Source organism: Microbacterium elymi (assembly GCF_021582895.2).
Taxonomy (GTDB): Bacteria; Actinomycetota; Actinomycetes; order Actinomycetales; family Microbacteriaceae; genus Microbacterium; species Microbacterium humicola.
Genome location: NZ_CP091139.2, coordinates 1271855 through 1296899, shown reverse-complemented (window position 1 = coordinate 1296899; position 25045 = coordinate 1271855). Strand labels below are relative to the sequence as shown.

Below are 25045 nucleotides of genomic sequence, written 5' to 3'. Positions count from 1 at the left end.
ATGTCCGAGATCGTGAACGTCCTCATCCTGTCGGGTCATATGACGCGCGAGCACGACAACGAGGTGCGCAGCTTCCGTCAGCACAATGAGTGGCTGACCACTCTGCTGGAAGACACCGGCCGCTTCCGGGTGCGGGTGGTCGAAGACCCCCGTGGCCTGGGGGCCGAGATCATCGACAAGTACGACGTCGTCCTCGTGGTGTTCGAGGGGCGGGACGGCTATCACGAGAAGGCCGTCGGTTTCGGTGCGGAGACGGACGCCGCGCTGCTGCGCCTCGTGCACGACCACGGCAAGGGCATCGTGTGGTTCCACGGATCGGCTGCGCAGGAGGACTCGTGGGGCTACCCCGAGGAGTACAACGTCATGCGCGGCGCGAAACTCAGCGCATGGGAGACGGGCCTGCGGCCGCGGCCGTGGGGCGAGGCGCAGCTCGACACGGTCGAGCCGCGGCATCCCATCACCGAGGGCATCAGCGCGCGGTGGACGGTGACCGGCGACGACATCCTGACCGGCGTGCAGCTGTATGACGGTGCGCGGGCGCTGCTGACCACGTTCGACGACCTCGAGTCGTACGAGAACGCGCCCGTCTGGCCGATGTCGCACTACCCGGTGGACATCCCGCCGGGGGGTATCGCGGCCCTTCCCGGGATGAACACCGACCAGCCCATCGCGTGGATCAACGAGTACGGCGCGGGGCGGTCGTTCACGATCACCATCGGGCACGACATCGACACCTTCCGCCGCATCGAGTTCATCCAGATGTTCCCGCGTGGTGTCGAATGGGCGGCGACCGGGGCGGTGTCGGTTACCGGACCGGATCGTCGGGGCGAGCGTCGATTCCTGCCCTGGCCTTACTACAACCGCGAGGGGTGATCACTGCTCGGTATTGAGCGTGCCGACCCGTCCTGCGGCGAATATTGAGGCGCCCGCGCTGCTGTGGTCACATTCATCTCGATGACAGGATGGTGCGTGTCAGCGCGAGATGGGCGCGCGTCATCTCGGTGGCGTCCGCATCCAGCCACTCGTGTCCACCCCATTCACTGCAGAGCGTTCCGGTGAAGCGGCAGGTCCGTAACATCGTTGCAAGGTCACGGACGGGTCCTGTGACGCGGCCGTCTGCGTCGTCGAGGTCCCAGAACTTCACATGGACGCCGCCGATCAATGACAGAACCCCCGTCAGGGCAGCGGCATTCGATCTGCCGAACCGGATCACGAGATCCATGAACAGGGTGTGCACGCGCGGCGGCACGGCGCCGTCGCGCAGAGCATCGAACACCGCGACCTGGGTCGCGGGATCCTGCCATTCGGTCGACAGGATGCGAACGAGCTCGGGATTCACGCCGCCGGCGGAGAGCGCGTCCAGGTAGCTGACCGGGAGCTGGGGCATGAGCATGCTGACGTCGATGAGCAGACGCAGGTGTGGGTCGTCGATCCGTGCCAACGTCTCGTAGTCCTCGGCGTGCGCCGGATTCTGCGGTGTCTGGTGGCCCTGCGCCTCTTCATACAGCACGAGATCCAGCTCCTCAAGATGCGGCAGGGCTCGCTCCAGCAGCGCAGTGCCCGCCTGCCCGATCGGCAGTCGCACCCCCGACGCGCCCAGTATGCGCGCAGCGCGCAAGCTGTGGCATGAGGAATGCGAGGCGCTCGTCATCCGAGCGACGGCGAGCCCTGCCCTCGCCCATCAGATGCCAGTCGTCGAGGGAGATTCCTACGATCGAGACTGTTCCGCCCGCGGCCTCGATCCTGGTGCGCAGGGCACGCAGTTCTACGGAGTCCGGTTCCGGGTACGTGCGCACCATCTGTCCCAGCTCGAGTTCAATGGTCGATGCCACCCGGGCCGCGCCGGCGGCGAGCTCTGAGGTCGTCTTCTCTGCGCGCACGATGTCGGGCGTCCAATTGAACGCGGAAGCGGCGAGAGTCCACCCTTCGGCCATGGCGCTCATGCGATGTCCTGCGAGACGCCGGGAACGGTGGCGCTGCTGCGCAGTGTGCGGTGCTCGTGGAAAGGCAGCCGCAACGGACCCTCCGCACCGGCAGTGAGGTAGGGGATGTCAAGGCCGAAGTCAACGACGACATCGATCGGACCGGATGTCACGTCCCGGCCGCCGCGCAGCACGACGCGGTCCTGCGCCGGCCACCACCTGTCGGCGGCCGCAGGCGTGCGGAGGTCGTCGACACTGCTGCCGTCGAACGAGACAACGACATCGGTCAGGCTCGACAGCGGCAGCGCGCGGATCCAGGGGAGGGCGATGCGCAGCTCGAAGCCGTCGGCCGTCGCGGTGAGCGCGTCATCGCGCAGGAAGGTGAGGGGCATGACTGTCCTTGCGGTCGTAGTAAGTCCACAAGATACACACTTCTGTCTGATTTCGTAAGAAGTGCGGGTGGCGCATCAGTGATGCTGGCGCACCACTCAGGATGCGGCGCGCACTCCCTCGATCGTCGGGCGACCGTCCGCGAACCAGCGCGGGAACGTCGCGTCGAACAGCTGCTCACGCGCGAGTTCGGCTCCGCCGCGCAGCGGCTCGCGCTCGTCGTTCATCGAATTGACGATGCTCAGATCGCGTGTCGCCAGCGGAAGAGACAGTTCGTACACGCGCTGTCTCACTTCGGCGAGAAAGAGCTCGCCCGCCGCAGCGATGGCTCCTCCCATGACTATCACGCCGGGATTGAACATGTTCACGAGCGCGGCGATCGACTCGCCCACCACGCGCGCCGAGCGCTGGACGAGCGAAATGGAGAGGGCATCGCCGTCCTCCGCTGCGCGCGCTATGCGGTCCGGGGTCGGTGTGTCACCGGCCGCGGACGCGCGCGCCAGAGCGCCGGTTGCTCCGGCGGCGATGGCGTCTTCAGCTTCGCGCACCAGTGCCCAGCCGCCGGCGACGGCTTCGAGGCATCCCACCTTCCCGCATCGACACGGCGTCTCCGAGTCGCGTACGCGCACGTGACCGATGTCGCCAGCAGCACCGTTCGCCCCGCGGTGGATGCGGCCGTGCGAGAGAAGACCTGCGCCGATGCCCGATCCCACCTTGCAATAGATGAGGTCGACGTCATCGGTGTCGCGCCGAGCTCGCTCGCTCAGGGCCAGGAGGTTCACGTCGTTGTCGACCCATACGGGCGCGTCAAACCGCTGTTCGAAGCGACGTCGCACGTCGAAGCCGTTCCACCCCGGCATGATCGGCGGGGCGACAGGTCGGCCGCTCTCGAAGTCCACCGGGCCCGGGACGCCGACGACCACTGCCCACACCGGCACTTCGCCATGGTGCGTGAGGAGCTCGTCAATCATCGCCATCACGGTGTCAAGGGTCTCGGCCGGGCCCCGCGCTATGTCCCAGTCCTGGTGAGTCTGATCGAGGATGTCGCCGTCGAGCGCGGCGATTCCGACGCGTACGTGCAGTGCGCCCAGAGCACAGACGATGATGTGCGCCTGCTCGGAGCGGAATCGCAGCGTGCGCGGCGCGCGGCCACCGGATGAGCGGCCGAACTCCCCGTCTTCGAGAAATCCCATCTCGATAGCCTGGTCGACCCGCTGGGTGACCACTCCGCGCCCGAGCCCGGTGAGTCTGCCGATCTCGGGGCGGGTGGTGGCTTCTTCGGTCCGGACGAGATTGACGATCCGCAACAGACTCGTGACTTCATCGGTCTGGGCGCCGAAGCGCAGAGCGGATCCGGTTGCCATGGACAGATTCTGGCACAACTCGGGAGATATGCGCGCCAAGTCTGGCACAAGTAGGCTCTAGAGTGAAGCAACTTAGGTATGCTTTCGACGTAAGTGGATCAACGAGGGAGTTGCCGCATGACTGTGGGCGTCGGCGTCATGGGAGCGGGTCCGGGAGCCGCGGCTCTCCACCTGCCGACGATCGCCCATTTATCGCCGGACTTCGCCATCGTCCACATTTCGGATGGCGGCAGCGGACGTGCCCAGGGCTTGGCCACTGGCACCGGCGCCCGATTCTCGGCGGGAGAGGCCCAGTTGCTGGCAGACCCCGCGGTCGACGTCATCGCGATCTGCAGTCCCGTCGGTCGGCATGCCGACCAGATCCTTCAGAGCGTCGCCGCCGGCAAGCGAGCGATCCTGTGCGAAAAGCCGATAGCGATGACCCACGCAGACGCAGACGCAGTCGTGGCGGCGTGTCGTGAGGCGGGAACGATGCTCGTCGTGGGCACGAATCATCACTTCGACCCCGCGTGGGCCCGAGCCAAGCACCATCTGGTCGCCGCCGAAGCTCGCGTGCACACCGTCGCCGTCACTATCGCTCTTCCGCCCAATGGGCGCTATCACGATGTCGTCACGCAGCTGGCTCCGGACATGCGATCCGCCCAGCGGCCACGGCCGGATTGGGATGATCCCGCGTTCGCTGCCGCGGTTGTCCGCGAGCTTGTTCTCGGACTGGGCATCCACGACCTGCCGGCGTTGCGTGACCTGGCACCGCGTCTGACGCGCGTCGTGTATGCGAGGCCCGTGCCTCCCATCGGCTACGCGATAGGACTGCGGGCCGGGGACGTTCTCGTTCAGCTGACTGCCCTCATGCTGCCGGGAGGACCCGATGCGCGTTGGCGGATGTCGATAGGCACCGGGTCTGACATGGTGGATGTCGACTTCCCTCCCGCATTCGTGCATGCCGGCAGCGCATCCGTTCGGGTGTACTCCGACGATGGCAAGTCGACCGAGTACCCTCGCGATGCCGAGGATGGATATGTGGCGGAGTGGCGAGCCCTCCTCGCGGCGATTGAGAGATCGACGCCCGTCGAATACGACGAGATCCTGCATGACGCGCACTTCGCGATCGACATCGCAGACGCCGCCGCCGACGCCGTTCGTCACGGAGTCGCGCGGTGAGCCCGGCGGAGCGGATCGGCGTCTTCGCTGCCGCACGAGCAGACGTTGACGGCGTTGTGGCGGCAGCGGTCGCTCAACTGCCGCTGCGCGCACGGCCGGTCGCTGATCCCCGGGGCGCGGTCGCTGTGCTCGCGGGTGGGCCCGATTGGGTGTCGGCTGCAGAAGAACTCCTTGCGGCAGGAGCTGCCGCCCTCGTCGTCGCCGACCCGGCCGCCGTCGCGGCGACGGAGCTTCGCGCGCTGTGCGCGGGAGCCGTCACGGTACCTGTCGTTCTTGACCGACGGTGGCTGAGGGCCGACGTCGCTTCCGACGCCGATCGTCAGGAAGCTGCGCCGCTGTACACGGCGCAGTGCGCTGCATCGCCGCGGGCAGTGCCGGCGGTCGTGGCTGATGCCATCGGCTGGCTGCGTGTGCTCTCGGGGGCGCCCCTGCGGCTGCGGTCATCGGAGGCCACCGAGCGGGGCGCGCTCGCTCTGCTCGACGCCGGTGACGCGGTCGCCACTCTCACCGTGACGTCTCTGACCGCGGTGGACACGCGTCACCCGGATCGTGGACGGATCAGCGCGGCCGCATTCGGCACGGTGCGCACCGACGTCGCCATTGGTGTCGACAGCTCGGCACGTGTCCTGATCGACGACGGGGCGGGGGCCCGCATGACTCCCACCCGCTGGGAGTCGAGGCTGCGTCTTGCGCTGCGGCGTGCGATCGACGCGCTGGATCGTGCGGAGTCGGTGCGTGATCTCGACGACCTCGAGCACGATCTCACGCGGGCGGAGCTGATATGTCATCGGCCACCGGGCACATAAACGCGCCTGATCCGCACCATAGCGAGAATCGGCTTCCCTGATGTGATGGTGGGCCACAGACTCGACCCAGGGCGAGCGATTTCGCCCTCGGAAAGGACCGTTCGAAGATGAGCACGTTGCTGTCCCACCTCTCCTACGTCGCGGTGACGAGCCCTGACGTCGAGGCCTCCGTCCGCTTCTACGAGGAGCAGGTCGGTCTGACCGTCGTCGACCGCATCGACGGCGCCGTCTACCTGCGCTGCTGGGGTGACTACTACGCCTATTCGGTCGTGGTGACTCCCGGCGACCAGCCGTCCATGGCCACGATGGCCTGGCGAACCTCCAGCGCCGAGGCGCTCGACGAGGCCGTGCGCCGCATCGAGGCCGCCGGTGCCACCGGCGAATGGGTCGAGGTCCACAAGATCGGCCGCGCCTACCGGTTCACCGGACCGTGGGGCCACTCGATGACCCTGCACTGGGACGTCACGCGCCACCAGTCCGCCGGAGCCGAGGCATCCGTCTACCCGGACCGGCCCTCCACCCGCAGCAAGGTCGCCGGCGCCCCGCGCCAGCTCGACCACGTCACGATCGCGGCCAGCGACGTCGACGCCTTCACCGCCTGGTACAGCGAGGTGCTCGGCTTCCGGCACATGGCGCGCACCGAGCTCGACGAGGCGCCGATCTCGGTGTTCTCGGTGCTCACCACGAACGAGAAGTCGCACGACCTCGGCGTCGTCCTCGACGGATCCAGCGCCGCCGGACGCATCAACCACTACGCATTCTGGGTGGACACGCGCGAGGAGCTGCTGATCGCCGCCGACGTGCTCCTGGAGAACGGCGTCGCCATCGAGTACGGCCCGTCCATCCACGGCATCGGCGAGCAGAACTTCCTCTACTACCGCGAGCCCTCCACCCTGCGCATCGAGCTGAACACCGGCGGCTACCGCAACTACGTGCCCGACTGGGAGGCCAACACCTGGCATCCGTCGCAGGGCTCGAACAACTTCTACCGCAACGGCGCGATGCCGATGTCGATGACCGAGTCGTTCCCGCCCGCCGACGGCCCGAGTGCCACCGAAGAGGGCGTGCCCGACGAGATCAAGGGCGCGCTGCTGAACCCGTACGCGAAGCACGGGCAGGGCTGATCGTGCCCACGGACAGCCTCGAGGTCCCGTTCGCACTGGCGCGCCGGCGCGACGGCGACGCCGTGCGCACGGCGCTGGTGACGGGCCAGAAGATCCGCGACCTGCGCTCGGACGAGCTGGGCGCCGCGGATCTGAACGCGTTCCTCGCCGCGCCCGACTGGGACCGGATCGCCGCGCTCGCCGAGGCGGACGGCGAATGGATGCCGCTGGCCGACGCCGTGCTGACGGCTCCGGTGACGCCGCGTCAGGTGCTGCAGACCGGGGCGAACTACCGGCAGCACGTCATCGAGCTGGTCGCCGCGGGCCTGACCCAGAATTCCGACCGGACTCCGGACGAGGCCCGCGCATTCGCCGCGCAAGCTGATGGACGAGCGCGCCGCGCACGGCGAGCCGTACTTCTTCATCGGCCTGCCCGCGTGCGTGGTCGGCGACGACGTCCCACTCGTGCTGCCCGACTACAGCGAGGTGCACGACTGGGAGCTGGAGCTGGCCGTCGTGATCGGCCGCGAGGCGTTCCGCGTCTCGCGCGACGAGGCGATGGACCACGTGGCCGGCTACACGATCTGCAACGACATCACCACCCGCGACCTCGTGTTCCGCAAGGACATGAAGGAGATCGGCACCGACTGGTACCGCGCCAAGAACGCCCCCGGGTTCCTGCCGACCGGTCCGTTCCTCGTGCCGTCGTCGTTCGTCGACGGCGCTGACCTGAGCGTGCGGCTGGAGCTGAACGGGCAGGTGATGCAGGATGCCTCGACCACCGATCTGCTGTTCGACATCCCCGCACTGATCTCGGGTGCGTCGCAGACGATGCCGCTGCTGCCCGGCGACCTGCTGCTCACCGGCAGCCCGGCCGGCAACGGCCAGCACTGGCGCCGGTTCCTGCAGGATGGTGACGTGATGACCGGCAGCATCCAGGGCCTGGGCACCCAGATCGTCCGCTGCGTCGCCGACCCGCACGCGACAAGCTGACGCACCCCTTCACGAACAGAGAACAGAGAGGTTCTGAGATGACCGCAGTCTCCACGGTCGCCGTCGTCGGCGCCGGTGTGGCGGGCCTTGCCGCCGCGATCCAGCTGGCAAAGGCCGGTGTCGAGGTCGACGTCTTCGAGGCCAAGCCCGAGCTGAGCGCACTCGGCTCGGGCATCACGCTGCAGGGCAACGCCCTGCGGGCGTTGGATGCGCTCGGCGTGTGGGAGGACGTGCGCGCCGCCGGCTTCCCGTTCGAGGGCCTCACCCTGCGCGCCCCCGGCCCGACCGCCCCGGTGGTGGCCGAGCTGCCGGACGTGAAGACCGGCGGTCCCGACTACCCGGCGGGCATGGGGATGTACCGTCCCGACCTGGCGGGGATCATGCTCGCGCACGCCGAGCGGGCAGGCGTGCGCTTCCGGTTCGGAAGCACCGTCACCGGCATCGACGACACCGGTGACCAGGTCGAGGTCGTCGTCGACGAGGCGCCCGTCGGACGCTTCGACCTGGTCATCGGGGCCGACGGACTGCACTCGGCGGTGCGCCGGCTCATCGGCATCGACACCGAGCCGCAGTCCACCGGCATGGGAATCTGGCGCGCGTTCGTGTCGCGTCCCGCCGAGGTGGTGCGCACCGAGCTGTACTACGGCGGCCCCGTCTACATCGCCGGGTACACGCCGACCGGCCCCGACACCATGTACGCGATCCTCGTCGAGAAGGCACAGGACCGGTCGGGTGTGAGCGACGCCGAGGCGACGCAGATCATGCTCGGCGAGTCGATGGCGTACGGCGGCCCGTGGGAGTCGATCCGCACCGACCTCGCCGCCGGCGCCCACGTCAACCACACCTGGTTCACCCAGCACGTGGTGGAGGCCCCGTGGAACCGCGGCCGAGTGGTCATCATCGGCGACGCCGCGCACTCGTGCCCGCCGACCATCGCGCAGGGCGCCGCGCAGGGGCTGGAAGACGCGGTCGTGCTGACCGAGCTCCTGATCGGTCGGGATGCCGTGGACCAGGCGGTCTGGGACGAGTTCCACGCGCGCCGCCTGCCCCGTGCGCAGGCGGTGGTCGACGCCTCCGTGCGAGCTCGGGCAGTGGCAGATCGACGGTGTCCGCGACGCCGACATGGGTGGGCTGATCTTCGGCATCGCGCAGCAGATGGCGCAGCCGGCATGAGCGTCACCGACGTCCACGCCCACGTCCTGCTGCCGGCCCTGCAGGACGAGGTGCGACGCCGTGACCCGGAGGGGTTCGCGGCGGCGGAGGCGCTGGATGCGGTCCGCAACGGCGCCGCCAGCCAGGCCGTCTCGGGCCCGATGGTCGGTGCGCGCATCCCGAAGCTCACCGACGTGCGCGTTCGGCTCGCCGCCATGGACGAGCAGGGCGTGGACCGGCAGTGGGTGAGCGCCTCGCCGAACCACTTCTATCCGTGGGCGGGGAGCAGCTGGCCGTCTGGGTGGCGTGCGAGACGAACCGGCTGGTCGCCGAGCATGTCGCGGCGGCACCGGAACGGCTGACCGGGCTCGGGCTGGTGCCGCTGCAGCATCCGGCGCGCATCGTGGAGTGCCTGGACGACGCGGTGCTCGGGCGGGGACTTGCCGGGGTGGAGATCTCCTCGTTCGCCGGTGACGTCGAGCTGTCCGACGAGCGGCTCGAGCCGTTCTGGGCGCGTGCGGCCCAGCTCGGCGCGATCGTGTTCCTGCACCCGTTCGGCTGCAGTCTCGACGAGCGGCTCGACCGGTTCTACCTGGCCAACACCGTCGGCCAGCCGGTGGAGAACGCGGTGGCGCTGTCGCACCTGATCTTCGCGGGCGTGCTCGACCGGCATCCGGGCCTGAGGATCGTCGCCGCGCACGGCGGCGGCTACCTGCCCACGTCGATCGGACGCTCCGACCATGCGTGGCGGGTGCGACCGGACGCGCGCGGCTGCGCGCACGAGCCGTCGTCGTACCTGAAGCGGATCTGGTTCGACACCGTGGTGCACGATCCGTCCGTGCTGCGGCACCTGATCGAGGTCGCCGGCCCCAGCCAGGTCGTGCTGGGCAGCGACTTCCCGTTCGACATGGGGCCGGAAGATCCGGTCGGATTCGTCCGGGGAGCAGGACTGCCCGATGACGTGACGCAGCGCATTCTGACAGGGACCGCCGACGAACTGCTGGCCTCGCGCATGCGCGCGTGACCGGCCGAGGGACGAGGAACGTGGACATGACCGACGAACCGATGATGCAGCAGGTCGCCGACGGCGTCTGGGCGTATGTCCAGCCCGACGGCGGCTGGATGGTCAACAACATGGGCCTGATCGACGGCGCGGACGGCGCGACGAGCGTCGACGTCACCTCGACCGAGCGGCGCACCCGCGACTATCTGAAGGCGGCCGCCGGGGTCGCGGCGCCGATCCGCCGCCTGGTGCTGACCCACTCGCATCCCGACCACTGCAACGGCGCGTCGCTCCTGGGCGAGGTCGAGATCATCGCGCATCGCACCGTCGCCGACGACCTGCGGCAGCCGCATCCGCTCGCCCCGCACATCTTCGAACCGTTCGAGCAGGGCGACGTCCGGCCGAGGCCGCCCACCGTCGTCTTCGACACCGGCGTCACCCTCACCCCGGACAGCCGCCGCATCGACGTGCGCCACCCCGGAACGCCGGCGCACACCCAGGGTGACTCCTACGTCTGGCTCCCCGAAGAGCGCGTGCTGTTCACGGGTGATCTGGTGTTCAGCGGCGGCACCCCGTTCGCACTGTCCGGCTCGCCGGCCGGCTGGTTGGGTGCGCTCGAGCAGATGGCGGCGCTGCGGCCGGAGGTCGTCGTGCCGGGACACGGCGCCGTCGGCGGACCGGAGCTGCCTCGAGCCCGTCGCCGACTACCTGCGGTTCCTGATCGACGCGGCCCGGGACGCGCATGAGCGCGGCCTGACCCCGCTGCAGGCGGCGCGCGGGCTCGACCTCGGCGGGTTCGCCGGTCTCCTCGAGCCCGAGCGCATCGCCGGCAACCTGCGCCGAGCGCTGGCCGCGCTGGACGGCGTCGAGCCCGATTTCGCCGCCGCCTGGCAGGATATGTACGACTACAACGGCGGACGTCCGCTGGAGGTGCACGCATGAGGATCGCACGTTGGCAGAATCAGGTCGCTGAGCGAGGAGCGCAGCGACGAGACGAAGCGCCCGGTGCCGTCTACGAAGGCTTCGTCATCGGCGATCGGGTCGTGCCCTTCCCGGACGGACTGACCGTCGCCGACATCCTCGCCCGAGGGCTGGGCGCGACCGGCGAGTTGCACACGCGCGTGCGGGATGCCGCAGGCACGCCGCTGTCGCAGGTGCGCCTGCTCGCACCCCTGGTGCCGGCCGCGATCCGGGACTTCGTGGCGTTCGAGGAGCACGTCGAGGGCATCAGCGCCGGCGTCGAGGGCAAGAGCGACGTCGCGCCCGAGTGGTACCAGGCACCGACGTTCTACTTCACCAACCCCCACACCGTGCTCGGCCCCGACGAGCCCGTCTCGCCGCCGGTGACCGAGCGCCTCGATTTCGAGCTCGAGCTGGCCGTCATCGTCGGCGCCGTCCCCGGAATCGGCCAGGCGAACCTGAGTGCGCAGGATGCGGCATCCGTCATCTTCGGCTACACGATCATGAACGACTGGTCGGCCCGCGACCTGCAGGGCCGCGAGATGAAGGTCCGCCTGGGCCCGGCCAAGGGCAAGGACTTCGGCATGAGTCTGGGGCCGTGGATCGTCACCGCGGACGAGCTCGAGCCGTACCTGGACGAGGACGGGTTCCTCGCCGTCCGCGCCGAGGTCTACGTGAACGACGAGCTGCTCGGCGAGGACCTGATCTCGAACATGGGCTGGCCGCTGCCCGAGCTCGTCGCCTACGCGTCGCGCAACTCACGGGTCGTCCCCGGCGACGTGCTCGGGTCGGGCACTGTCGGCAACGGCGGATGCCTGGGAGAGCTGTGGGGCCGCAACGGCGCTCTGACCCCGCCCCCGCTGGCCACCGGCGACGTCGTGCGCATGGTGATCGAGGGCATCGGCGAGCTGTCGGGGGCGGTCGGCCCGCAGGTCGCGGCGCCCGAGCCTGCCGCCTGCGCGTGAGCGGACGCGTGCACGCAGGCGCTCCACTTCTGTTGCTTTCGCACCGAAGAACGCCTAGAATAGACGTGACGTCGGGGTTCCTCGCGGAGCCCGATCCCGGCCGTGCTGCCGCGTCCCGGGACACACACCGTCGCGTCGACGGCCCGGTCGTTCGGGTGACTGAATCATGCCACTCTCGCCGCTGAGGTTCCGCTTCCTCGTCATCTCCCTGTTGACCGTCTCGTTCCTCGGGGCGCTGGACAACACCGTCGTCTCGACCGCCCTGGCCACCGTGGCCGGACAGCTCGGCGCGCTCGAGCAGATGAGCTGGATCGTCGTCGGATATACACTCGCCAGCACGGTGCTCTGCCGGTGCTCGGCAAGGTCGGCGACATGATCGGGCCGCGGGCGGTCTTCCTCGGTTCGATGGTCGTCTTCATCGCCTCGTCCATCGGGTGCGGGTTCGCACCGTCGATGCTCTGGCTCATCATCGCGCGCGTCGTGCAGGGGATGAGCTCTGCCGGCCTCCAGCTGATGTCGCAGACGATCATCGCCGAGACGACCACGCCCCGGCAGCGTCCGAAGTACATGGCGGTGATCGGCGCCGCGTTCCCCGTCGCGATCCTCGTCGGGCCGGTCATCGGCGGGCTCATCACCGACTACTGGAGCTGGCAGTGGGTGTTCTGGGTCAATGCGCCGGTCGGCATCGTCGCGTTCGTGCTGGCCGTCATCGCCGTGCCGCACATCCCCGGCGGTGGGCGCTCCCGGTTCGACGTCGCCGGATCGGCGACCCTGACGGGCGGGATCGTCGCGCTCGTGCTCGCCGTGACGTGGGTCGTCGACACGCAGCAGACGGTCGCCGCCCTCGTGGCGTTCGCAATCGCGGCCGTGTGCCTTGCCGCGTTCCTCGTCATCGAGCTGCGTGCGGCTCATCCGATCGTCCCGCTGCGCCACTTCGCCGACCGCACGATCGCCACGGGCATCGTGATCTCGGCCATCGTCGGCATCGGGCTGTTCTCGATCACCGCCTATCTGCCCACCTATTTCCAGATGGCGTATCGCACCAGCGCGACCGTCTCGGGATTCGTGCCGATCGCAACGGTGTTCGGGATGCTGGTGAGCAATCTGACGACCGGTTGGATGGCGAGCCGGACCGGTCATTATCGGGCCTTCCCGCTGGTGGGCACGATCCTCGGCGCGGCGGGCCTGGCCGTGATGGCGATCCTGCCGGTCGGCCTGCCGCTGTGGGTGCCGATGCTCGTGATGGCGATCGTGGGGCTGGGCACGGGGGCGTTCATGAGCCTGATCGTGGCCGTCGTGCAGAGCGCCGCACCTCCGGGTGAGACCGGCACGGTGACGGCGACCGTGAATCTGGTCCGCCAGGTCGGCGCCACGGTGGCCACCGCCCTGATCGGCGGCGTCATCGGCTTCGCCGTCGCGGGCGGGCTCCCGCCCGGGCTCGACGCGGCCTCTCTCACGCCGGCAGTCGTGCATGCGGCATCCGCTGCCGATCAGACGCAGATCGCGCAGCTGTACCGCGACGTGTTCGCCCCGATCTTCCTGTCGCTGGCGGCGACCTATGCGGTCGGCATCGTGGCTTCGCTGCGCTGCCGCCCGGCCGGCTCTCCGACGAACATCCCGACGTTCCCGTGGCTGCGCCGCGGCATCCTGTGAGGAGCACCCGATGACAACATCGCCCACCATCGCCATCGTCGGCAGCGGACCGATCGGGTCCGCCTACGCCCGCGTGCGCTGCTCGAACGGGTGCCCGACGCCCGCGTCGTCATGTTCGAGGCGGGGCCGCAGCTGACCGAGACACCGGGAGAGAGCGTCCGCAACATCGTCGACCCCGTCGCGAAGGCGACGGCGCGCGAGCGGTCGCAGGGTCCTCAGGCGGGAGAGCACCGCGCATCGCTCGGCATTCCGGAAGGCGTCGTCGTGGAGGGGATGTTCACCGCACGGGGCGGCACCCATCTGCTCGATTTCGGCGCCCCGGGAGCCGCGCACGCCGAGCAGTTCCCGGCCGCCGCCGCATCCACGAACGTCGGCGGCATGGGCGCCCACTGGACGTGCGCGACACCCGCCCCCTCGTTCAGCGAACGCATCCCGTTCATCCCCGATGCCGAGTGGGACGAGCTCATCGCCGATGCGGAGCGTCTGCTGCACGTGCAGCACGAGGCGTTCGCCGACTCGGCGATCTCGGCCGCGATCAGCACGCTGCTGGCCGACGCATTCGAGGGGATGCTGCCGGACGGCTACGGTCCGAGCACACTGCCCGTCGCCGGCGATCCCCAACCGGACGGCTCGATGCGTTGGGCGGGCGCCGACGTGGTCCTCGGACCCCTGATCGAATCCGGCACGCCGGAAGCAGCGCGGTTCACGCTTGCGCGACCTCACCCTCGTACGTCGCATCGAGCGCGACGGCACGCGCGTGACCGGGGTGACGGTCGAGGATCTGCGCACGCACGAGCAGGAGTTCGTCCCCGCCGACCTCGTGGTGGTCGCCGCCGACGCGTTCCGGTCGCCGAGCCTGCCGTGGGCGTCGGGCATCCGTCCTCGCGCGCTCGGCCGCTACCTCACCGAGCATCACGTCGTGATCGGCACCGTGGCACTGGACGGCGAACGGATGTCGCGCCTCGTCACCGACGACGAGCTGGGGCGTGAGCTCGCCCGCCGCGCACAGAACCCCGCCGATCCGGTCGGGGCGGTCAACCGCATCCCGTTCTCCGAACCCGATCACCCGATCTCGCTGCAGGTCATGTATGCCGAGAACCCGCCGTTCCCCCTCGACCCGGAGCACCCCGCCGCGGGCAACCGGTGGGGTTACGTGAACATGGGCTACGGGGTGCGCAAGCACCCGCGCGTCGAGGACGGCGTGCGCTTCGACGATGACGAGCTCGACTACCGCGCCCTGCCCAACATGACGATCGAGTACGCCCTCACCGACAGCGAAGACGAAGAGATCGAATTCGCGACAGGGATGCTGCGCCGCGCCGGGAACGCGCTGGGCACGTTCGTGGCCGACCCGCGTCTGCTGCCCAACGGGTCGAGCCTGCACTACATGGGCACCATGCGGATGGGGGAGGCCGATGACGACACCTCGGTCGCCGACCCGTACTCCCGGGTCTGGGGGTACGAGAACCTCGTCGTCGGCGGCAATGGGCTGATCCCCACCGCCAACACGATGAACCCCACCCTGACCAGCGTCGCACTCGCTGTGCGTGGCGCGCGGCAGGCGGTCGAGGACCTCACCCACGCGTCTGCGTGATGGACACGAAAGGAAGAACATGCTCGAAGAACCGCTGATCCAAGCAGCCGGGTTCCGCAACGTCGGACCCGAGCAAGCCCCCACGGGCTTCCAGCTGCGCGTGCGCAAGCCCGTACTACCGAGGCATGTGGGCGAGTCTGCTCGACGAGCCCACCGTCGTCGTGGACGGTGAGGAGTTCGATGGCGAGGGCATCCGCTGGTCGCTGCCGACCGGCGACTATTCATTCGCCGAACTGCGCGCGTCCACCGACGCACGCTGGCCGATGGACGAGCCGGCCGTGCTGACGGTTTCCAAGCCCGGTGGCCTGAGCCGCGGCATCCACGACGTGACGTTCGTGCTCCGCGTGCGCATGTCGTACATCCCCGAGGAGCTTGGAGCCCTCGATCTGGACCGCGAAGCGGAAGGTGGTGATCGTCCGATGAGCACCGACAACCTGCCCTTCGGGCTCGGCGTGTCGCTGTACAGCTACACCGAGGACCTCGGTGTGACGATGACGGTGGAGGACTGCATCGAGGATGTCGCCGATCTCGGCGCGACTGGTCTCGAGATCCTCGGCGAAGGGCACATCCGGGACTACCCGAACCCGTCCACAGCGTGGATCGATGCCTGGTTCTCGGGCAACGAACGCCTGGGTCTCACCCCGACGCTGTACGGCTCGTGGCTGGACACCCGCCGGTTTCCCGGCCGGTCGATGACCGTCGCCGAGGGCGCGGCGCAGTTGGAGCTCGACCTCCGGCTGGCCGGCCGGCTCGGCTTCTCGTTTCTGCGGCCGAAGATCGGCGTCATCAGCGAGGATCTGCGGGTCGACCCGATCTGGGCCGACGCCGTCCAGCGCAACCTCGACCTCGCCGCCGAGCTCGGCATCGTGATCTGCCCCGAGATCCACTGGCCGACGGTCATCAAGTCGCCGGTGGTCGAGGAGTACCTCGAGTTCAAGGAGCGCACCGGCACCGAGCAGTTCGGCCTCCTCATCGACACCGGCGTGTTCGACGTGCAGCGGTACGCGCGCCGTGGCGGGAGCGCCGCGTTCCAGATGGGCACTGGCAGCGCACGCCCGCCGGAGGTGCCGTTCGTGCCGGTGTCGGACCTCGCCGACGTGATGGAGCACGTGGTGTACTTCCAGGCGAAGTTCTACGAGGTCGACGACGAGCTCGTCGACCACTACATCCCGTGGCGCGAGATCCTCGACGTCGCGCTCGACGCCGGATACAGCGGATGGTTCTCCAGCGAGTACGAAGGGCACCGTGAGCTGTACCGAGCGCCCGACCAGCTGCGCCGGCAGCACGCGCTGATCCGCTCGATCGCGGCTGAGCGGGCCTGACCGGCCCGCCTGTCGTGATCGTCGACGACCAGACGGCCGACCTCACGCATTCGTGAGGTCGGCCGTCTGCTCGCTCGGACGATGGGCAGCGTCAGCGACTGCTCCTGCCCTTCCCTCGATGCCCGTTCGAGTTGTCCTGCTTGCAGACGAAGCTGGACGCGGCATCCGGGTCGCCCTTGCGGTAGGTCGCCACCGCCGGGTACACGCAGAGCGGGCGGCTGCGGTCCAGCGACCACCCCGACGGCAGCCTCGGGGTTGGACGGGTTCACGGTCGCGACGAGGCGGTCCGGCGCGTCACCGCGCTCGACCCAGTCGATGAGCGCCGCGAGCGCCCGGTACTGATCGGTGGCCGGGCCTCCGCGCACATGGCCCATGCCGGGCACTTCGAAGTACCGCACGAACTGTCCGGCCTTGCCCTTGTACCGCTTGTCGAGGCTGTCGTACCACCGGGCTGTGTCGTCCGGCGAGAAGACGCCGTCGGCCGCGCCGTGGATGACGATCATCTTGCCGCCGTTGTCGCGCAGGGTGTCGAGTTTCGTCGGCTTGCGGCGGCGTCATGAACTGCATCGCGCTCTCGGTGTAGATTCCGCTCGTCTGATAGATGGATGCGGCGATCCGATCGATGTCGACGGTCAGCGCGTAGTCGTAGAAGTCGTCCAGGGCCGGGGCGTCGGGCGGTGACGTGAACACGTATCCCATGGCGGCCGGGTCGCGGTTGCTGATCGAGGAGGAGAACTTCCACCCCGCCCATCCCGACTGCGCCAGGCCCGGGTCGTAGGGGAAGGACGCATAGATCTTCTTGCCCGTGCTCGTCTTCGCGCCGGCGAAGACCGTGGCGACCACGTTCTTCTGCGCGCGTGTCAGGCAGGTGCCGTCGCGTTCCGAGTCACAGGTCGGAACGTCCCGAGACACGGAGAAGACCCTCTGACACTTCTGCGATGCCTGCACCATGCCGTCCTTGAGGCCGTCGAGGCGATCGCACGCGGCGAGGATCGCCTGCGCGACGGTCTGCCGTTCGGCGGGGGTGAACGCGGAGTTCAGGTCGTGCTCGGTGGCGACGGTGGCCCACTGCTGAGCGCCCCAGAGCTGGGCGACGGCGGCCTGCGGCAGATCGAACCCGGGAGAGACCGCGAGGAAGCCGTCGTACTCGTCGGCATATCGGGCCGCTCCGACCATCGTGTGCCGGCCGCCGTTGGAGCCGCCGGTCATGTACGAGACGTCAGGACCGCGGCCGTAGGCGGCGGCGACGAGCGCCTTGGCCATCGGGGTCAATGTGCCGACCGCCTGATAGCCGTAGTCGAGCCGCGCCTGCGGGTCGAGGCCGAAGGTGGGGTTCTGGCTGCCGGTGTGGCCGGCGTCCGAGCTGATCACGGCCATGCCCATCTGCAGGCCGCTCTCCCCGCCGCCCACTCCGCCGATCGCGGTCGCGACGCTGCCGTCGATGCCGCCGTTGGCCTGGTAGAGATAGCGGCCGCTCCAGGCGGTGGGCAGGCGCATCTCGAAGCCGATCGCGTAGGTCTGGCCATCGACCGGACTGACCCTCTCGTTCATCCGGCCCTTCACGAGGCAGTGGGCGCCGATCGGCTCGCCGCCGTTGCTGAGCACTCCGGCCGCCACCGTGGCGACCGAGTCGATCGTGGTGTTCGGGTAGCTGAAGTCGGCGAGGCCCGCGCACTCCTCCAGCCCGCTCGGGTGAGCCTGAACGGGGCGCTGATCGTGGTGGGCGCTGTGTCCGGGGTGTGCGCCGGAGGGCGAGGTGGAGGCCGAGACGGCGGGCCCGATGCCGATGCCCACCAGGAGCGTCGCCGCTGCTGCGGCGACCAGGGCGGTGGAGCGCAGTCGTGTTCTCATCGACGGCCTCCCGCCCCTGCGCGGTGCGATGAGCATGTGCATTTCGTGTTGACGGACATGCGGATCCTCTCCACTCTGCCGTGATGCGACAGCGCGCACCGAGGCGGTCACGTCGTCCGCGACGTTGCGGCCGACGATACCGAGTGTAGGGAGGGGTCGTTGTTTCTGACAATGATTGTTCTGAACAACGAGATGAGAATGGCCTCATCCTCCGCGCGGGCACGGGCGCGGCCATGATTAGACTTCGGTCCGGAGGTCTGAACGTGGAATCGACAGCAGTGGAAGAACGGGTCGGCGTCCTCAGAGGCAACCCGGGCTTCCTCGCGTCGCGCTTCTCGTACCTCGCGGCCAAGGCCTCGGACGCGGCTCTGGCCCCCTTCGACCTCTCGATCAAGCCCTATGCCCTGCTCGAGCTGGCGTCCGTTTCGCCCCGGTCACAACGTGAGCTGGGCCGGATCCTGTGCCTCGACCCGAGTCGGGTGCTGCGCCTCGTCGACCAACTCACCGAGCGCGGGTCGGTCGAGCGGGTGCCCGATGCGGCGGACCGTCGCGTGACGCTCATCCGCGCGACCCCCTCGGGTCGGCGGCTCGCCGTGGCGGCAGCGGCCGCGCTGGCCGCCGCCACGACGCCCCTCACGGCCGGATTGTCCGCGGACGAGCGCGCCGAACTCCTTCGTCTGCTCGGGATCGTCGCGCTCGAGGAGTGAACCTCGGTCCGCCGAGGCTAGTCGAACTCGTCGCCCTCACCCTCGACGGCGAGGCGGTCGGCCTCGGCGCTGTCGATGAGGTCGTCGTCGGCATCCTCATCGAGGACCTCGTCGCCGTCGTCGTCCTCCCGCATCGGCCTGGCCTCCGGGTCGTCGTCGCCCATCGGGATCGGGGGCGGGAATGCTCCTGTCGACATCTGCGTCTCCCTTCGTCGTGCGTGCGACGCTATGCCGCCGGCCGCGTGTGACGAGGGGGTTGACAGTGCGCCTCAGCGCACTCCCCGCATCAGCGCCAGCACGGGCTTGGCGGCCAGGCCCAGGCCGATCCCGACGAGGATGGCGATGCCGCCGAGAATGGCGAAGTACGGCACTTCGTTCTTCGGGTCGTAGAACTGCACGAGCCACCCCGAGATCGCTGTGCCCAGCGCCACGGAGAGGAAGAACAGCGCGACCATCTGGGTGTGGAAGGCGGCCGGGGCGAGCTTGGTCGTCACCGACAGCCCGACCGGCGACAGCAACGCTCGGCGACGGTGAACACGAACAGGATCCCGACGATCGCCAGCAGCGGCGTCGAGTTCGGCCCGCCGTCCGCGAACGGCAGGAAGAGCAGGAACGCGCCGCCCATGATGATCGCCGCCAGCGCGAACTTCACCGGGGTGGACGGCTGGCGTCTGCCCAGCTTGGTCCAGATCGCGGCGAACACGCCGGACAGGATGATGATGAAGACCGGGTTGATCGACTGCACCCACGAGACCGGCATCTCCCATCCGAACAGACTCCGGTCCAGGCGCTGGTCGGAGTACACCGTCAGCACCGTGAACTGCTGCTGGTAGAGCGACCAGAACGCCACGCTCGTGATGAACAGCGGCAGGAACGCCCACACTCGCGACCGCTCGGTGGCGTCGATGCGCCGGCTGGACAGGATCACCGCGAAATAGGCGATCGCGGCGGCCACGGTGGCCAGGATGACGATGGTCGACAGGTTGTCGGCGCGGATGACGCGGACCAGCACCAGCACGACGATCAGCACGATCGCCGCCGCGGCGACGATCCACACCCAGCGGTATCCGCTCCTGGGCAGGGGATTGGCCACGTGACTGGCCTCGGCGGGCAGCTGCCGCCGGCCGAACGAGTACTGGACGAGGCCGAGCGCCATGCCGAAGGCGGCCAGTCCGAAGCCCCAGTGGAAGCCGATCGTGGACTGCAGGCGCCGGTCAGGATCGGACCGAGGAACGCGCCCAGGTTGATGCCCAGGTAGAACAGCGAGAAGCCGGCGTCTCGCCGGGTGTCCTCCGGCGAGTAGAGGGTGCCGACCACCGAGGTCGCGTTGGCCTTGAGCCCGCCCGAGCCGACCGCGACCAGCACCAGCCCGATCCCGACGCCGATAAGGCCCGGGACCAGGGCGAGCGCGAGGTGCCCGGCCATGATGACGATCGCGCTGTAGAACAGCACCCGCTCGGACCCCAGCATCCGGTCTGCGATCCACGCCCCCAGCACGGTGGACAGATACACGGCGCCGCCGTAGGCGCCGACGATGCCGCCGGCCACGCCTTGATCGAGCCCCAGCCCGCCGTCGGCGACCGAGTAGTACAGGTAGATGAGCAGGATGCCCTGCATGCCGTAGAAGCTGAACCGCTCCCACATCTCCACCCCGAACACGTGGGCCAGGGCCCACGGCTGCCCGAAGAACCGGGTGTCAGAACTGCCATGCGCGGTCGGCGCGGACTTCTCCGGCGTGCTCATGGATTCCACGGTAACCGGGATGCCCCGTTCGCGCGGGCCCTATTCCGGCAGGGACGGATGCCGCTCCTGGGCGTCGCGTGCGGCGGGGATGAACAGCGCCATCAGCAGCGCGGCCAGCGCGGCGGCCCCGCCGAGCACGAACGACAGCTGGAACGCGGCCGGTGACGGGACCGCCACGCCGTCGTGCACGATGGTCATCGTGGCCAGCACCGCGCCGATCACCGCGGCCGCGGTGCTGGTGCCGAGCGACCGGAACAGGGCATTGAGCCCGTTGGAGGCGCCGGTCTCGGTCTGCGGCACCGAGCGCATGATCAGCATCGGCATCGCCGCGTAGCCGAAACCGATGCCCACGCCGATCAGGATGTTGGCCACGAGGATCTGCCACACCTCGGTGGAGAACACGAGGGTGTAGCCGTAGGCGGCGATCAGCGCCACGGCCCCCAGCAGCGAGGCAGGCCGCGGCCCGAACGCGCGCGCGAGGCGCCCGGAGAACGGCGAGAGCACCATCATCACCAGGCCGGACGGCATCACCACCAGGCTCGCCGCCACCAGCGACAGTCCGAACCCCGAGCCGGTGCCCACCGGCAGGCTCGAGGATCTGCGGGTAGATGACGTTCGAGCCGAACAGCGCGAACCCCATCGCCACCGAGGCGATGTTCGTCAGCAGCACCGGGCGTCGCGCGGCCACGCGCAGGTCGAGCAGCGGATCGTCGATGCGCAGCTCGTACCCGCCCCAGGCCAGCAGCACCACGAGGCCGCCGATCCCGCAGACGAGCACCGCCGGCGAGGCCCAGCCCCACTCGTTGCCGCGCGAGATCGCCAGCAGCACCCCGACCAGGCCGATCGCGAGCCCGACGGCGCCGACGTAGTCGAAGCGGCCGGCGGTGCGCAGCACGCTGACCGGCACGATCCACAGCACGAGGCCGAACACGACCGCGCCCAGGGCCGCCGCCATCCAGAACAGCACGTGCCAGTCGCTGTGCTCGGTGATCAGGGCGCTGATGGGCAGACCCAGCGCGGCGCCGACGCCGAGCGTCGCGCTGATCAGCGCGATCGCCGGATCCACCCGATCTTCGCGCAGCACATCGCGCAGGATCGAGATGCCCAGCGGGATCACGCCGGTCACCGCGCCCTGCAGCGTGCGGCCGATCACCACGCCGATGATCCCGGGAGAGACCGCGGCGATGACCGAGCCGAGCACCAGCACGGCCAGCAGCACCAGGACGATCCGGCGCTTGCCGTACATGTCGCCCAGGCGTCCGGCGATCGGCGTCATGACGGCCGCGGCCACGAGCGTCGCGGTGACCACCCAGGCGGTGTCCTCGCGACTGGCGTGCAGGAGTTCGGGCAGCTTGGCCTGGATCGGCACGACCAGGGTGAACATGAACGACGAGGCCAGGCCCGCGATCGCGAGGACCGCGACGATCGCCCCTTGCCGCGGCATCCGGGTGAGGCGTCTTCTGCTGTCCTCGTCCCGGTTCACCGATCCAGGTTATCGGTCCGCCCGCCGCCGGTCCGCTCGCTCCCCTTCCCGCATACTCACCGCGGTGCGAAACTGGGCTCATGGCACAGGAGTACGCGCTGCCGGCAGGCATCCGCATCCGCCCCCTCGACACGGTGGAGCAGGTGTTCAGCGCCTCGGCGGTGCTGGGCGAAGTGTGGGGCGGCGATCGCAGCGGCATGCCGGCGAACCTGCTGCGGGCGCTCGCGCACTCCGGCAACTACGCGGTCGGACTGTACGACGGCGAGCGGATGATCGGTGCGTCGGTGGCGTTCTTCGAGCAGCCGTCGGCCCGGTCGATGCATTCGCACATCACCGGCATCCTGCCCTCGCACCGCGGGCACGAACTCGGCCGAGCCCTCAAACTGCACCAGCGCGAGTGGGCGCTCGCGCGCGGCGTCGGGCACATCACCTGGACGTTCGATCCGCTGGTGGCCCGCAACGCGCACTTCAACCTGCGCGTGCTGGGCACCCGGGTGTCGGAGTACCTGGTGAACCAGTACGGCCCGATGGACGACGGCGTGAACCGTGGCGACGAGTCGGATCGGCTGCTGGTCTCGTGGGCGCTGGCGGCGCCGCCGGCGCCGACGCCCGAACCGGATCGGGTGGTGGCGACGGTGGCTGTGCCGCCGGACATCGAGGCCGTGCGGGCGAGATCGCCGGAGGATGCCGCGGCCTGGCGCCGGCGCGTGCGCGAGGAGTTCCTCGGACGCCTGGGGGACGGCCTGGTCGCCGCCGGCTTCGCCGACGATCGCGGCTACCTCTTCACCCGCCCCTGACCCCCGCCGCCGAGGTTGTCCCCGGTTCGCCGAGGTTGTCGTCGGTTCGCCGAGGTTGTCCTTGGTCCGCCGAGGTTGTCTTCGGTCCGCCGAGGTTGTCGTCGCCGGGCGCCGGTAGGGTGGGCGGATGCTCCCTGCAGACTGGACCGAACACCGTCGCGACGACGGCGAGCTGGTCGGGTGGATCCGGCCGGCCGGAGACGACTGGGTCGCCGTCGACCTGCTCGGGCGGGACGCGTCCGAGCCGATCGACTGGCTGGACGCCGAGGCCGTCCTCGAGCGCCGCGGGATCGGCTGGCTCGCCGACATCTGGATGCTGGACCGCGCGGATGCCCCGCCCCTGCGCGTGCGGATGGTCGAGGTCACGCCCGACCACGTCGTCGTGCAGACCGATGACTTCGGTGCGATCGACGTGCCCGTGACCCGATTCGAACTGCCCTGGCCGGCCCCGGAGGGGCTGCGCCCGCGCAAGCGAGGACGACCCGGACGGGCGTGAGTTCGGCGCCCGCAGCGTCGCCCGCTGACGCCGCCGCACAGCGTCGCCCGCCGCGCCGCCCGCTGACGAACACCACGCCGCGCGCCGACGGCGTGTATCTGCGTGGGCAGCATCCTCCTCTTCCCGGCAAGCCATACCGCCGAGGAGGGGAGCTGCAGATGGATGCCACGACCCAGCCGGTCCGCGTGCTCCGCCGGATGCTCCACCGCACCCTGCACCGTCATGACCGGCGCCGCTCGACGTTCCGCCCGGTGCGCGACCAGGCGCTGCGCATCCCGCACTGGATGCCGATGCCCTGACCGGGCCTGGGCCCTGACCGGGCCTGGGCCCTGACCCCACTGGATGCCGATGCTCTGACCGGGGATAGCCTGGGGCCATGCCCATCGCCCGCCCCGCGGCATCCATCGCCCTCGAGGGGTTCGAGCTGCGCGTCCTGCACATCCCGCTGGTCGCCCCGTTCACGACGTCGTTCGGCACCGAGTCGGTGCGCGAGGTGATCGTCGTGCGCGCCCTCACCGGCGACGGCGACGGCTGGGGTGAGATCGTCACGCAGCACGCTCCGCTGTACTCCAGTGAATACACGCACGGCGCGTGGGATGTCGCCCAGCGCTTCCTCATTCCGGCGCTGCTGGATGCGCACACCGTCGCACCCGAGCAGGTCGCCGGCATCCTCGACCCGTTCATCGGGCATCGGATGGCCAAGGCTGGCGTCGAGCTGGCGGTGCTGGATGCTGCGCTGCGCACGGAAGGCCGCCCGCTCGGCGAGTACCTCGGCGCGGTCCGCGACCGCGTGCCCTCCGGCGTATCGGTGGGCATCCAGCACGACGCGGCCACCCTCGTGGACACCGTGCGCGGGTACCTCGACGAGGGCTACGTGCGGATCAAGATCAAGATCAAGCCCGGTCGGGATGTCGCCGAGACCGCCGCCGTGCGCGATGAATTCGGCGCGATCCCGCTGCAGGTCGACGCCAACTCGGCCTACACGCTTGCCGATGTCGACACGCTCGCCGAGCTGGATCGCTTCGACCTGCTGCTGATCGAACAGCCTCTGGCCGAGGACGACATCGTCGACCACGCGACTCTCGCGCGGCGGCTGCGCACGCCGATCTGCCTGGACGAGTCGATCACCTCGGCCAAGGCCGCGGGCGACGCGCTCGCGCTGGAAGCGACTTCCGTCATCAACATCAAGGCCGGCCGGATCGGCGGGTATCTCGAGGCCGTCCGCATCCACGATCTGTGTCGGGATGCCGGGGTGCCGGTGTGGTGCGGCGGGATGCTCGAGACGGGAATCGGCCGTGCCGCCAACGCCGCCCTGGCCGCGCTGCCCGGCTTCACGCTGCCCGGGGACGTGTCCGCGTCGAGCCGGTTCTACGCCCGCGACATCGTCACCGAGCCGGCCGTGCTCGAGGACGGGCACATCGCGGTGCCGACCGGTCCGGGGCTGGGCATCCAGATCGACCCCGCCGCGCTCGACGAGTTCACCGTCGATCGGGTCGAGCTGCGGCGCTGAAGGAGCTTCCGGGCCCTTCGTCTCGCTGCGCTCGCTCAGGGACCTGGGGGGCTGCGCTCGCTCAGGGGCG

Annotated in this window: 21 protein-coding genes and 7 pseudogenes; 20 read left to right on the top strand and 8 right to left on the bottom strand. The window is 69.6% G+C overall.

What is annotated here, in order from left to right:
- Complete coding sequence (locus L2X98_RS06945; RefSeq protein WP_259612778.1) at window positions 1-873, top strand: ThuA domain-containing protein; 873 nt, start codon at window positions 1-3, stop codon at window positions 871-873.
- Between the two features lie 73 nt (window positions 874-946).
- On the opposite strand, the gene L2X98_RS06940 is transcribed toward L2X98_RS06945, so the two are convergent.
- The 3 genes from L2X98_RS06940 to L2X98_RS06930 all read right to left on the bottom strand — a co-directional run bounded on the left by L2X98_RS06940 (window position 947) and on the right by L2X98_RS06930 (window position 3676).
- Entirely contained in the window at window positions 947-1585 is a 639-nt protein-coding gene (locus tag L2X98_RS06940) for a hypothetical protein (protein WP_259612777.1), read from the bottom strand.
- 354 nt (window positions 1586-1939) lie between these two features.
- Entirely contained in the window at window positions 1940-2314 is a 375-nt protein-coding gene (locus L2X98_RS06935; RefSeq protein WP_259612776.1) for a hypothetical protein, read from the bottom strand.
- A gap of 96 nt (window positions 2315-2410) precedes the next feature.
- The gene (locus L2X98_RS06930) at window positions 2411-3676 is read right to left on the bottom strand and encodes an ROK family protein (RefSeq protein WP_259612775.1); all 1266 of its coding nucleotides are present in this window, start codon (window positions 3674-3676) and stop codon (window positions 2411-2413) included.
- 117 nt (window positions 3677-3793) lie between these two features.
- Between L2X98_RS06930 and L2X98_RS06925 the strand changes: the two genes are divergently transcribed.
- The 14 genes and pseudogenes from L2X98_RS06925 to L2X98_RS06860 all read left to right on the top strand — a co-directional run bounded on the left by L2X98_RS06925 (window position 3794) and on the right by L2X98_RS06860 (window position 16388).
- Window positions 3794-4837, top strand: a complete 1044-nt coding sequence (locus L2X98_RS06925; protein ID WP_259612774.1) for a Gfo/Idh/MocA family protein — start codon at window positions 3794-3796, stop codon at window positions 4835-4837.
- Between the two features lie 383 nt (window positions 4838-5220).
- Window positions 5221-5643 (top strand): hypothetical protein, encoded by a 423-nt coding sequence (locus tag L2X98_RS06920; RefSeq protein WP_259612773.1) that lies wholly within the window; start codon window positions 5221-5223, stop codon window positions 5641-5643.
- 107 nt (window positions 5644-5750) lie between these two features.
- On the top strand, window positions 5751-6767 hold the full coding sequence (locus tag L2X98_RS06915; protein ID WP_259612772.1) for a VOC family protein: 1017 nt from the start codon (window positions 5751-5753) through the stop codon (window positions 6765-6767).
- Window positions 6764-7739, top strand: a pseudogene (locus L2X98_RS06910) (fumarylacetoacetate hydrolase family protein). Before L2X98_RS06915 ends, L2X98_RS06910 begins: the two are co-directional and overlap by 4 nt.
- A 38-nt stretch (window positions 7740-7777) precedes the next feature.
- Window positions 7778-8912, top strand: a pseudogene (locus tag L2X98_RS06905) (FAD-dependent oxidoreductase).
- Between the two features lie 220 nt (window positions 8913-9132).
- Window positions 9133-9915, top strand: a complete 783-nt coding sequence (locus L2X98_RS06900; RefSeq protein WP_494337240.1) for an amidohydrolase family protein — start codon at window positions 9133-9135, stop codon at window positions 9913-9915.
- Window positions 9916-9941: 26 nt separating this feature from the next.
- Window positions 9942-10640 carry an MBL fold metallo-hydrolase gene (locus L2X98_RS06895; protein WP_259612771.1) on the top strand — a complete coding sequence of 233 codons (699 nt, stop codon included), beginning with the start codon at window positions 9942-9944 and terminating at the stop codon, window positions 10638-10640.
- Between the two features lie 192 nt (window positions 10641-10832).
- Complete coding sequence (locus L2X98_RS06890) at window positions 10833-11819, top strand: fumarylacetoacetate hydrolase family protein (protein WP_259612770.1); 987 nt, start codon at window positions 10833-10835, stop codon at window positions 11817-11819.
- A gap of 166 nt (window positions 11820-11985) precedes the next feature.
- On the top strand, window positions 11986-12195 hold the full coding sequence (locus L2X98_RS06885; RefSeq protein WP_259612769.1) for a hypothetical protein: 210 nt from the start codon (window positions 11986-11988) through the stop codon (window positions 12193-12195).
- Window positions 12171-13472 carry an MFS transporter gene (locus L2X98_RS06880; protein ID WP_259612768.1) on the top strand — a complete coding sequence of 434 codons (1302 nt, stop codon included), beginning with the start codon at window positions 12171-12173 and terminating at the stop codon, window positions 13470-13472. Before L2X98_RS06885 ends, L2X98_RS06880 begins: the two co-directional genes overlap by 25 nt.
- A 709-nt stretch (window positions 13473-14181) precedes the next feature.
- Window positions 14182-14328, top strand: a pseudogene (locus tag L2X98_RS06875) (hypothetical protein); the annotation flags it as partial.
- Window positions 14329-14391: 63 nt separating this feature from the next.
- On the top strand, window positions 14392-15066 hold the full coding sequence (locus tag L2X98_RS06870) for a GMC oxidoreductase (RefSeq protein ID WP_259613220.1): 675 nt from the start codon (window positions 14392-14394) through the stop codon (window positions 15064-15066).
- Between the two features lie 19 nt (window positions 15067-15085).
- Window positions 15086-15238, top strand: coding sequence for a hypothetical protein (locus tag L2X98_RS06865; protein ID WP_259612767.1), 153 nt, complete (start codon window positions 15086-15088; stop codon window positions 15236-15238).
- Entirely contained in the window at window positions 15192-16388 is a 1197-nt protein-coding gene (locus L2X98_RS06860) for a sugar phosphate isomerase/epimerase (RefSeq protein WP_259612766.1), read from the top strand. The genes L2X98_RS06865 and L2X98_RS06860 overlap by 47 nt, the downstream gene beginning before the upstream one ends.
- Window positions 16389-16708: 320 nt before the next feature.
- Here the strand turns inward: L2X98_RS06860 and L2X98_RS20355 are convergent.
- Together L2X98_RS20355 and L2X98_RS06855 are read right to left on the bottom strand one after the other, a co-directional pair.
- Window positions 16709-16891: pseudogene (locus L2X98_RS20355) on the bottom strand (tannase/feruloyl esterase family alpha/beta hydrolase); the annotation flags it as partial.
- Window positions 16892-17171: 280 nt separating this feature from the next.
- A pseudogene (locus L2X98_RS06855) lies at window positions 17172-17939 on the bottom strand (tannase/feruloyl esterase family alpha/beta hydrolase); the annotation flags it as partial.
- 563 nt (window positions 17940-18502) lie between these two features.
- Here L2X98_RS06855 and L2X98_RS06850 point away from each other — a divergent pair.
- The gene (locus tag L2X98_RS06850) at window positions 18503-18946 is read left to right on the top strand and encodes a MarR family winged helix-turn-helix transcriptional regulator (RefSeq protein WP_259612764.1); all 444 of its coding nucleotides are present in this window, start codon (window positions 18503-18505) and stop codon (window positions 18944-18946) included.
- A gap of 17 nt (window positions 18947-18963) precedes the next feature.
- On the opposite strand, the gene L2X98_RS06845 is transcribed toward L2X98_RS06850, so the two are convergent.
- The 3 genes and pseudogenes from L2X98_RS06845 to L2X98_RS06835 all read right to left on the bottom strand — a co-directional run bounded on the left by L2X98_RS06845 (window position 18964) and on the right by L2X98_RS06835 (window position 22133).
- Window positions 18964-19110 carry a hypothetical protein gene (locus L2X98_RS06845; RefSeq protein ID WP_259612763.1) on the bottom strand — a complete coding sequence of 49 codons (147 nt, stop codon included), beginning with the start codon at window positions 19108-19110 and terminating at the stop codon, window positions 18964-18966.
- Between the two features lie 105 nt (window positions 19111-19215).
- A pseudogene (locus L2X98_RS06840) lies at window positions 19216-20689 on the bottom strand (peptide MFS transporter).
- Window positions 20690-20728: 39 nt separating this feature from the next.
- Window positions 20729-22133, bottom strand: a pseudogene (locus L2X98_RS06835) (MFS transporter).
- A gap of 119 nt (window positions 22134-22252) precedes the next feature.
- On the opposite strand from L2X98_RS06835, the gene L2X98_RS06830 reads away from it, so the two are divergent.
- The 4 genes from L2X98_RS06830 to menC all read left to right on the top strand — a co-directional run bounded on the left by L2X98_RS06830 (window position 22253) and on the right by menC (window position 24975).
- Entirely contained in the window at window positions 22253-22969 is a 717-nt protein-coding gene (locus L2X98_RS06830) for a GNAT family N-acetyltransferase (protein ID WP_259612762.1), read from the top strand.
- A gap of 127 nt (window positions 22970-23096) precedes the next feature.
- Complete coding sequence (locus L2X98_RS06825; protein ID WP_259612761.1) at window positions 23097-23465, top strand: hypothetical protein; 369 nt, start codon at window positions 23097-23099, stop codon at window positions 23463-23465.
- Window positions 23462-23764 carry a hypothetical protein gene (locus L2X98_RS06820; protein WP_259612760.1) on the top strand — a complete coding sequence of 101 codons (303 nt, stop codon included), beginning with the start codon at window positions 23462-23464 and terminating at the stop codon, window positions 23762-23764. The genes L2X98_RS06825 and L2X98_RS06820 overlap by 4 nt, the downstream gene beginning before the upstream one ends.
- A 77-nt stretch (window positions 23765-23841) precedes the next feature.
- The gene (gene menC / locus L2X98_RS06815) at window positions 23842-24975 is read left to right on the top strand and encodes an o-succinylbenzoate synthase (RefSeq protein WP_259612759.1); all 1134 of its coding nucleotides are present in this window, start codon (window positions 23842-23844) and stop codon (window positions 24973-24975) included.
- Window positions 24976-25045 lie beyond the last annotated feature (70 nt).

Bases quoted from the DNA above. Each gene is read 5' to 3' on its own strand.
- L2X98_RS06890 (WP_259612770.1), top strand. From the start codon at position 10,833: ATGAGGATCGCACGTTGGCAGAATCAGGTCGCTGAGCGAGGAGCGCAG.
- L2X98_RS06925 (WP_259612774.1), top strand. From the start codon at position 3,794: ATGACTGTGGGCGTCGGCGTCATGGGAGCGGGTCCGGGAGCCGCGGCT.
- menC (WP_259612759.1), top strand. From the start codon at position 23,842: ATGCCCATCGCCCGCCCCGCGGCATCCATCGCCCTCGAGGGGTTCGAG.
- L2X98_RS06845 (WP_259612763.1), bottom strand. From the start codon at position 19,110: ATGGGCGACGACGACCCGGAGGCCAGGCCGATGCGGGAGGACGACGAC.
- L2X98_RS06895 (WP_259612771.1), top strand. From the start codon at position 9,942: ATGACCGACGAACCGATGATGCAGCAGGTCGCCGACGGCGTCTGGGCG.
- L2X98_RS06945 (WP_259612778.1), top strand. From the start codon at position 1: ATGTCCGAGATCGTGAACGTCCTCATCCTGTCGGGTCATATGACGCGC.
- L2X98_RS06935 (WP_259612776.1), bottom strand. From the start codon at position 2,314: ATGCCCCTCACCTTCCTGCGCGATGACGCGCTCACCGCGACGGCCGAC.
- L2X98_RS06830 (WP_259612762.1), top strand. From the start codon at position 22,253: ATGGCACAGGAGTACGCGCTGCCGGCAGGCATCCGCATCCGCCCCCTC.
- L2X98_RS06915 (WP_259612772.1), top strand. From the start codon at position 5,751: ATGAGCACGTTGCTGTCCCACCTCTCCTACGTCGCGGTGACGAGCCCT.
- L2X98_RS06860 (WP_259612766.1), top strand. From the start codon at position 15,192: ATGTGGGCGAGTCTGCTCGACGAGCCCACCGTCGTCGTGGACGGTGAG.
- L2X98_RS06825 (WP_259612761.1), top strand. From the start codon at position 23,097: ATGCTCCCTGCAGACTGGACCGAACACCGTCGCGACGACGGCGAGCTG.
- L2X98_RS06885 (WP_259612769.1), top strand. From the start codon at position 11,986: ATGCCACTCTCGCCGCTGAGGTTCCGCTTCCTCGTCATCTCCCTGTTG.
- L2X98_RS06930 (WP_259612775.1), bottom strand. From the start codon at position 3,676: ATGGCAACCGGATCCGCTCTGCGCTTCGGCGCCCAGACCGATGAAGTC.
- L2X98_RS06865 (WP_259612767.1), top strand. From the start codon at position 15,086: ATGCTCGAAGAACCGCTGATCCAAGCAGCCGGGTTCCGCAACGTCGGA.